Here is a 7,889-nt window from a genome sequence, read left to right as displayed (position 1 = left end):
AAAGACAACCAGTACCTATGACCAGACAACCGCCTGGTCACACCGCACAACAACCGTCGCGGCTTGACACCTCAGCTCCTGGGGTGTCTGACCCCTCTCCCCCGCCCTCCCCGATCCTGGGCACCCGAACCGCCCAGAATCGGCTAGAACGCCCACGATCACCCGCAGCACCCCGCCGCCCTGCGCCGCCACCGCCAGCCCTCACGATGTTGGGCGCGTGGGCCGCCGCGCACCGGCCCGGGCGCCCACGATCACCCGCAGCACCCCGCCGCCCCGCGCCGCCACCGCCAGCCCTCACGATGTTGGGCATGTGGGCCGCCGCGCACCGGCCCGGGCGCCCACGGTCGCCCGCAGCCCGCGCAGCCGCCGCCGACTGCCGGTCAGCGAGTCGGCAGGGACCGGCGACTGCCGGTCAGCGAGTCGGCAGGGACCGGCGACTGCCGGTCAGCGAGTCGGCAGGGGCCGGCGACTGACGGTCAGCGAGTGGGTGGGGTCCAGGCGAGTTGGATCAAGCGGGCTCCGTGGCGGCGGGTGATCAGCCAGGCTCGGCCGGGGGGCAGGGGCTGCGGCTTCAGGGTGCCGAACAGTGGTCCCTCCTCCGGCGGCCCCGACATCATGATGCCGGGGGAGGCGAGTTCGCGGATTCGGCTGATCACCGGGTCGAAGAGGGCTCGGCCGGCGCCTCCGATGCGACGGGTGACGATGACGTGGAGGCCGATGTCGCGGGCCTGTGGGAGGAACTCCAGCAACGGCAGGAGTGGATTGGAAGCGGTGCCGGCGACCAGGTCGTAGTCGTCGACCAGTACGTAGAGGCGGGGCCCCTTCCACCAGCTGCGGTCCGCCAGCATCTCCGGCGTGACGTCGGGGCCGGGCAGGCGCTCGCGCATGGCGACGGCCACCTGGGTGATCAGGTCGGTGATCACCTGGTGGGAGCTGCCGTACCCGATGGTGTGCTCGGCCGGGACGCAGCCGAGCAGGCTGCGGCGCAGGTCGACGAGGAGCAGGCGGGCCTCGGTGGGGCTGTGGCTCGCCGTGATCGATTTTGCCAGTCCGCGCAGGAACGAGCTCTTGCCGCTCTCCACGTCGCCGAAGAGGAGCGCGTGCGGTTCCGCGTCGAAGTCGAGGTGTACCGGTTCCAGGTCGGTCTCGGCGATCCCGATCGGGATCCGTGAACCCTCGGCCGGCGGCAGCGCCTCGAACGGCAACTCGGCGGGGAGCAGGCGCACACGTGGGGCGGGCGGGCCGGTCCACTGCTCGGCGGCGTACTTGACCAGGTCGGTGACGGCGTCGGCGAGGTCGTCGACGCGCTGTTCGCGGTCGATGCGGGGCAGCGCGGCGAGGAAGTGGTGCCCGTCCGGGGTGAGGCCTCGGCCGGGTGCGCGGTCCGGCACGTTCACCGCCTCGCGGCGGTTGATCACCGAGTCGGTGGGTTCGCCGAGCCGCAGTTCGAGGCGGGTGCCGAAGACGTCGCGGATCTGCGGGCGGATGTCCAGCCAGCGGTTGGTGGCGGCCAGGATGTGTATGCCGAAGCCGAGCCCCCGGTTGGCCAGCTCATGCACGAGGGATTCGAGATCCTCGAACTCGGCGCGCAGCGTGGACCAGCCGTCGACGACCAGGAAGACGTCGCCGAACGGGTCCTCGGTGTAACGGCCCTGGGCCTTGGCCCGCCGGTACGCCGCCGCGCCCTCGACACCCTCGCGGGCGAACAGGTCCTCCCGGGCCCGCAGCAGCCCGTGCAGCTCGGCGATCGTCCGGCGCACCCGGTCGACGTCGCGCCGGGTCGCCACCCCGCCGACGTGCGGCAGGTCGGTGAGAGCGCTGAGCGGACCGCCACCGAAGTCCAGCCCGTAGAACTGCACCTCACGGGGAGTGTGGGTGAGCGCGAGGGCCGCGATGAGCGTACGCAAAAGGTTTGATTTTCCTGATTGAGCGGCGCCGACAACGACCGCGTTGCCCGCAGCACCGGAGAAATCCAGCCACAGCGGGTCGCGGCGCTGGTCGAACGGCCGGTCGACGATGCCACCCAGAGCATGCAGCGGCTCGGCAGCGGTCTCCGGCAGCATCTGCCCGAGTGTGGGCGCTCTGTCCAACGGCGGCAGCCACACCTCGTGCGCCGGCGAGCCCTGCCCCTCCATCTGCCGCACGAGCACTTCGAGCAGGGTGTCCCCGGTCTCCGTCTCCTCCACCTGCTCGACGGAGGTCTCCACACGCGGCGGCATCGAGTAGTAGGTCGTGTAGTCAAGAACCGGCGGCCCGCTGCGGATCTCCACGGAGATCCCGGCCCGGCGGACCGGCCCGGACACATAGGCCGCCTTCAGCCGGATGAGACCCTCGGTCCCGGTACGCAGATACCCGTGCCCCGGCGACCGAGGAAGCTCATAGGCGTCCGGCACCCCGAGCACCGCCCGGCTCTCCATCGACGAGAACGTCCGCAGCCCGAGACGGTACGACAGGTGCGACTCCAGCCCGCGCAACCTTCCCTCCTCCAGCTTCTGCGAGGCGAGCAGCAGGTGGATGCCGAGCGACCGCCCGACCCGTCCGATCTGGACGAACATGTCGATGAAGTCGGGGCGGGCGCTGAGCAGCTCGGAGAACTCGTCCACCACGAACAGCAGGCTGGGCAGCGGGGACAGCGGCACGCCCGCCGAACGCGCCCGCTCGTAATCGCGCTGCGAGGCGTAGTTGCCCGCCTTGCGCAGCAGCTCCTGCCGCCGGGTGAGCTCGCCCTGAATCGCGCCGAGCATCCGATCGACCAGCGGCAGCTCGTCCTCCAGGTTCGTGATCATCGCGGCGGTGTGCGGGAGCCGGTCGAGTGAGGCGAACGTGGCGCCGCCCTTGAAGTCGACCAGCACGAAGTTGAGGATCTCCGGGTGGTGGGTGAGCGCGAGCGCGACCACCAGCGTCCGCAGCAGCTCCGACTTGCCGGAGCCGGTCGCGCCGACGAGCAGCCCGTGCGGGCCCATGCCGTCCTGCGCCGACTCCTTCAGGTCGAGCTCGACCGGCCGCCCGTCCAGGCCCACGCCGATCGGCACGCGCAGCCGGTCCCGGTTCGGCCGGCCGGCCCAGAGGTCGGCGAGATCCACCAGGTACGGGTCGTCCTGCCCGAGCAGCGCGGTCAGCCCGGTGTCCTGCGAGATCGCCGGCTTGTCCCCCGCCGAGCCGGCCGAGAGCCGCAGCGGCGCCAGCTCCCGGGCCAGCACCTCGGCCTCCGGCAGGCTGAGCGCGTCGGCCCGGCCCACCTCGGTCGCACCGTCCATCGTGGTGCCGGTGACCGTGCCGTCCGGGCCGACCTCCAGCACCACCGAGCTGTCGTCGAGCAGTCGCGGCGGTGGCACCGACAGGTCGAGCAGCGTCACGCCGGCGACGCCGCCCTCGGTCATCAGGTGGTCGGAGCCGGCCGTCGACCCGCCGTCGATCACCACGAGCACGTGCGGGCCGGGCGGTGCACCGGACGGGTCGAACCGGGGCCGGTTGACCAGCACGTCGTCGAGCATCGCCTCGAGCGCCGGAACACTCGGCGCGACCAGGCGGACCGGGCCGACCGCGTCGGTCTTGCCGGGGTGCTGCGCGTGCGGCAGCCACTTCGCCCACTCCCAGCGTCCGCGCTGATGGTCCGGCACGCAGACACCGACCCGCAGGTCGTCGGGCGCGTGGAAGATCGCGGTCTGGGCGAGCAGGGCGCGAACCAGATCGGGCGCGGCACCGCCGCGCAGGTAGACGTGTGAGAAGTCGCGCAGGGCGACCGAGACCGGCAGGTCCGGCACCACCGAGTACGTGTTGACGAACTTGCGCAGCGCCTGCGCACAGAGCGGCTCCAACTCGTCGACCGGCCGGGTCTGCGGCGGGATCAGACGCGTCGCCACCTCCTGCGGGCCGACCGCGATCCGCACCACCGTGAAGTCGGCGTCACCGCGGCGCCGCTCCCAGAGCCGTCCGCTGTCGGTGAGGCTCCACAGTGTTGCGGGGTCGGGGTTGCGGTAGTACAGCGCCTCCCGCTGCTGCCTGATCGCGGCGCGGACCTGCACGCGGAGGCGGGCGAGATGCCGCAGGTACTGCCGGCGGGACTCGATCATCTCGCGCTTGCCGGGGCCGGTGGTGCTGGTCGCCATCATCGCGATCATGCCGAGGGTGGAGATCCCGTACATCGCACCGGCCACATAGGTGATCGGGCCGCCCCGCCCAGCGCCCATCATCAGGCCCATCGCCGCCGCGCCGGCACCCATCGGGAGGATCATCATCATCCGGGTCCAGCCCTTGCCACTCGGCGGCGGCACCTCGGGCGGCGGATCGAGCAGCACCTCGCCCGAGGGCATGCCGGGCGCCGGGCGCCGCGGAGGCCGCTTGATGATCGTGACAGTCACACTGGGCTCCCCGGTGGTGACGGATCGGTGACCATCATATCGGCGAATGCTGCTACTTTGGGGTCCAGTCGTCGCAGGGGGTGATCTTGTGACCACACCTGGTGGACCCGGTCTGGCCCGGGTGACCGTGGCCGCCCCGACCCGCCGGATGGATCTCGCTCTGCCCGACGACATGCTGGTCGCCGAGCTTCTGCCCCACCTGCTGCGGCATGCGGGCCCAGACCTGGGCGAGGGGGCCTGGGTGCTGCGTCGCGCTACCGGGGCCCGGCTCGAGCCAGGACGGAATTTAGCAACCCAAGGGGTACGCGACGGCGAGCTGCTGCATCTCGATCCGGCTCGTGAGGACTGGCCGGAGCTCGCGTACGACGACGTCGCCGAGGTGATAGCCAACGGCTCGCGCAGCGCGGCCCGGTCGTGGACACCCGCCGCGACCAGGATCTGCGGACTGGTCGTCACCGCGAGCGCGCTGCTGACCGGCATCGCCGGGCTGGTCGCCAACGGTTCACCGTGGAGGGTCACCGCCGTCATCGCGCTGGCCGTTGCCGTGGTGCTGGCCCTGCTCGGCATCCTGCTGTCGCGCGCCTTCCACGATCCGTCCGCGGGCTCGGTGGTCGCCGCCGCCGGGTTGCCGTACGCGTTCTTCGGCGGCGCGTGGCTGCTCACCGATCCGGAAGCCGGCTTCCTCGGCATCGGTGCGACCGGCGTGCTGCTGGGTGCCGTCGTGCTGCTCGTGCTCAGCGCGATCGGCTACTCGGGGGCGGGTGGGCTGACGCGGCTGTTCGTGGCCGGGCTGGCGGCGGGACTGACCGGGGTGCTGGCAGCGGTGCTGGATCTCGCCGGGTTGTCGTCCCCGGGAGCGGCGGCTGTGGTGCTCACCGTGGTCATCGGGCTGCTTCCGGCGTACCCGATGCTTGCCGGTCGTCTGGGTCGTCTGCCCTTCCCGGAGTTGCCGAACAAACCGGAGGACGTCCTCAAGGACACCCCGATGCCGCGACGCTCCGACGTCTTCGCGGCCGTCGCCCGAGCCGGCGAGGTGCTCACCGGCTTCCTGATCTCGGCAGCCGTGTGCAGCGCCGTCGCGATGACCTATCTCGCCGTGGCCGGGCCGAGCCTGTCCGCCGTACTTCTCATGATCGCGGCAATCGCCGCCCTGCTCCTGCGCGCCCGTCTGCTGCACACTCCCGCACAACGCGTCCCGCTCCTGGTGGCCGGCCTGGCGGGCCTGGCCGGCATCGGGTTCGGCGCGGTCGTCACCGGCGCCATCCCCGGCGTGGCCCTGCTCGCCGGCGCCCTGCTGGTGGCCGGCTTCGCCCTGCCCGCCGCCGTCGTCTTCAGCCGCAAACCACCCTCGCCCTACCTGGGCCGCGCCGCCGACATCCTCGACGTGGTGGCCATCATGGCCCTGATCCCCCTGGCCTGCGGCGTGATCGGCCTGTACGAGGACATCCGCGGCCTGTTCGCCGCGATCGGCGGGTGAGATCCGGTGACCTCCCGCCGCGACCAGCTGCAGAGCTACCAGTTCCGGAACCAGCGGGTGATCTCGGCGTTCGTGGCACGCGAGACCGATCCCACCCAGTCCCCTCAGCGCCGCGGCATCGGCTCGCTCTTCGCCGGCCTGATGGTCGCGGTCCTGATCGCCGCCGGCTTCGGCGTGTACGGCCTGCTCACCGGCACCGGCGGCGACGACTGGAAGACGGAGGGCGCCGTGGTCGTGGAGAAGGAGACCGGCGCAAGCTTCGTCCATCTCTCCGGCCGCCTGGTACCCACCCTCAACCTGGCCTCCGCCAAGCTGGCCTCCGGCCGCCCCGGCCCCCCGGTGTACCGCATCGCCGCCTCGTCACTGGCCGGCACCCCGCGCGGCGCCACCATCGGCATCCCCGGCGCCCCCGACTCCCTGCCGCCACCGGACCGCCAGGTCCGCCTGCCCTGGACCATGTGCACCGACCCGAACGCGGTCCTGCTGCTGGGCTCCCCCGGCCCGCCGGCCGACCCGCTCGGCGACCGCGGCCTGCTGGTCACCGACGGCGACCTGACCCACCTGGTGGTACAGGGCCTGCGCCACCGCATCCGCAACGCCCGGGTCACCGTCCCCGGCCTGTTCGGCGCCACCCAGCCGTCCGAGGTCTCCCCGTCCTGGCTGACCACGCTCCCCACCGGCGACGACATCGCCCCCATCGACGTCGACGGCCGCGGCGACGAGTCCGACGCCGTCCCCGGCCGCGACAACGGCGACATCCTGTTCACCGAAACCGCCAGCGGCCGCCAGTTCTACCTGGTCCTGAACGACGGCCTGGCCCCGGTCACGCCCCTCCAGCAGGCGGTCCTCAACGCCGCGTTCCCGTCCGAACCGTCGCCGGTCTCGGTCAACGACGTCGCCGGAAGCCCGACCAGCAACGCGGTGAAGGACAGCAACGCGCCGGCGACGGTCCCTGAGTTGGTTCCGCTGGAGCCCGGCTCACCGGCCTGCGCCACGACGAAAGCGGCAGCCGATCCGCCTGTCCTCACGGTCGGCGGCTCGCCATCCGTCTATGCGGCCGCCGTCCCGATTCCCGGCGATCCGCCACTCGCGGACGCGGTCCAGGTGCCGGGCGGAAGCTTCGCCCTGATCCGAGCCGCCGGCACGCTGCTCTTCATCACCGACCAGGGAATTCGCCATGAGGTGCCGACACCCGAGGCACTGCGCCTGCTCGGCTACGAGGACCGCAACGCGATCGAGGTCCCCCAGCCCCTGCTCAACGCCCTGCCCGAGGGCCCTCGCCTAGACCCAGCCGCCGTCTCCTGAGCCGTGCTCGCCTCTCACCACGGACGCTTGCGTCGAAGGATCCCGCGAGCACCCCACCACCCGCCGAGGCACTACTGAAGACATGCCCGGCACTCGTCACCGCGGGCCGTGAGGCGCGGCGATTCCTGGTCCGGGCGGTCCGCCACCTGGCCGAGGAGGGCGTTCGCCAGTTCGTCGACATCGGTACGGGCCTCTCGTGATGGTGCACGCCAGGGCGTTGCTGACCGGCACGGACGAGGGTGCCGTGGACTACGTCGAGGCGGACGTCCGGGACCCCGCCGGGATCGTCGCGGCGCTGGGTGCGACTTCGGTCGACCTGCACGAGCCGGTCGGGCTGGTGCTGTCCGCCGTGCTGCAGGAGTTTCCCGACAGGCAGGCCCACGACGTCGCCGGCAAGCTCATCGCCGCGCTGGCGCCCGGTTCCTGCGTGGTGCTGTCGCACCACACGGCCGACCCGGTCGACGACACCAGCCGGTCCATGCTCGCCCAGGTCACCGTCAACCGCGGGCTTCCGCTGTGGTTGCGCACCTGGGACCAGGTCGCGGTGTTCCTGGCCGGACTCGACCTGATCGGGCCCGGCCTCGTGTCCACCGTGCGGTGGCGGCCGGACTCGGCCGATGGCCGCCCGGACGAACGCGAGGCGATGTGCTGGGCCGCCGTGGCGAGGCTGCCGTGAACGGGACCGGGCGCCTCATGAGCGTCGCCGAGATCGCGCACCGGCTTGGAGTGGGGCGCACCTGGGCAGG

Annotated in this window: 3 protein-coding genes and 1 pseudogene; 3 read left to right on the top strand and 1 reads right to left on the bottom strand. The window is 72.2% G+C overall.

The features are described from left to right. Positions 1 to 476 precede the first annotated feature (476 nt). Positions 477 to 4,361, bottom strand: coding sequence for a type VII secretion protein EccCa (eccCa, locus tag AB0M02_RS46275; protein ID WP_364238910.1), 3,885 nt, complete (start codon positions 4,359 to 4,361; stop codon positions 477 to 479). A gap of 88 nt (positions 4,362 to 4,449) precedes the next feature. Between eccCa and eccD the strand changes: the two genes are divergently transcribed. The 3 genes and pseudogenes from eccD (at position 4,450) to AB0M02_RS46260 (ending at position 7,819) form a co-directional block, all read left to right on the top strand. After that, on the top strand, positions 4,450 to 5,838 hold the full coding sequence (gene eccD / locus AB0M02_RS46270) for a type VII secretion integral membrane protein EccD (RefSeq protein ID WP_364238909.1): 1,389 nt from the start codon (positions 4,450 to 4,452) through the stop codon (positions 5,836 to 5,838). Between the two features lie 6 nt (positions 5,839 to 5,844). Further along, positions 5,845 to 7,143, top strand: coding sequence for a type VII secretion protein EccB (gene eccB / locus AB0M02_RS46265; RefSeq protein WP_364238908.1), 1,299 nt, complete (start codon positions 5,845 to 5,847; stop codon positions 7,141 to 7,143). Continuing rightward, positions 7,140 to 7,819, top strand: a pseudogene (locus AB0M02_RS46260) (SAM-dependent methyltransferase). The gene eccB and the pseudogene AB0M02_RS46260 overlap by 4 nt, the downstream one beginning before the upstream one ends. Positions 7,820 to 7,889 lie beyond the last annotated feature (70 nt).

It is taken from the genome of Actinoplanes sp. NPDC051861 (assembly GCF_040681145.1).
Taxonomy (GTDB): Bacteria; Actinomycetota; Actinomycetes; order Mycobacteriales; family Micromonosporaceae; genus Actinoplanes.
The sequence above is the reverse complement of the archived record's forward strand: the minus strand, read 5'-3'. Positions and strand labels throughout refer to the sequence as shown.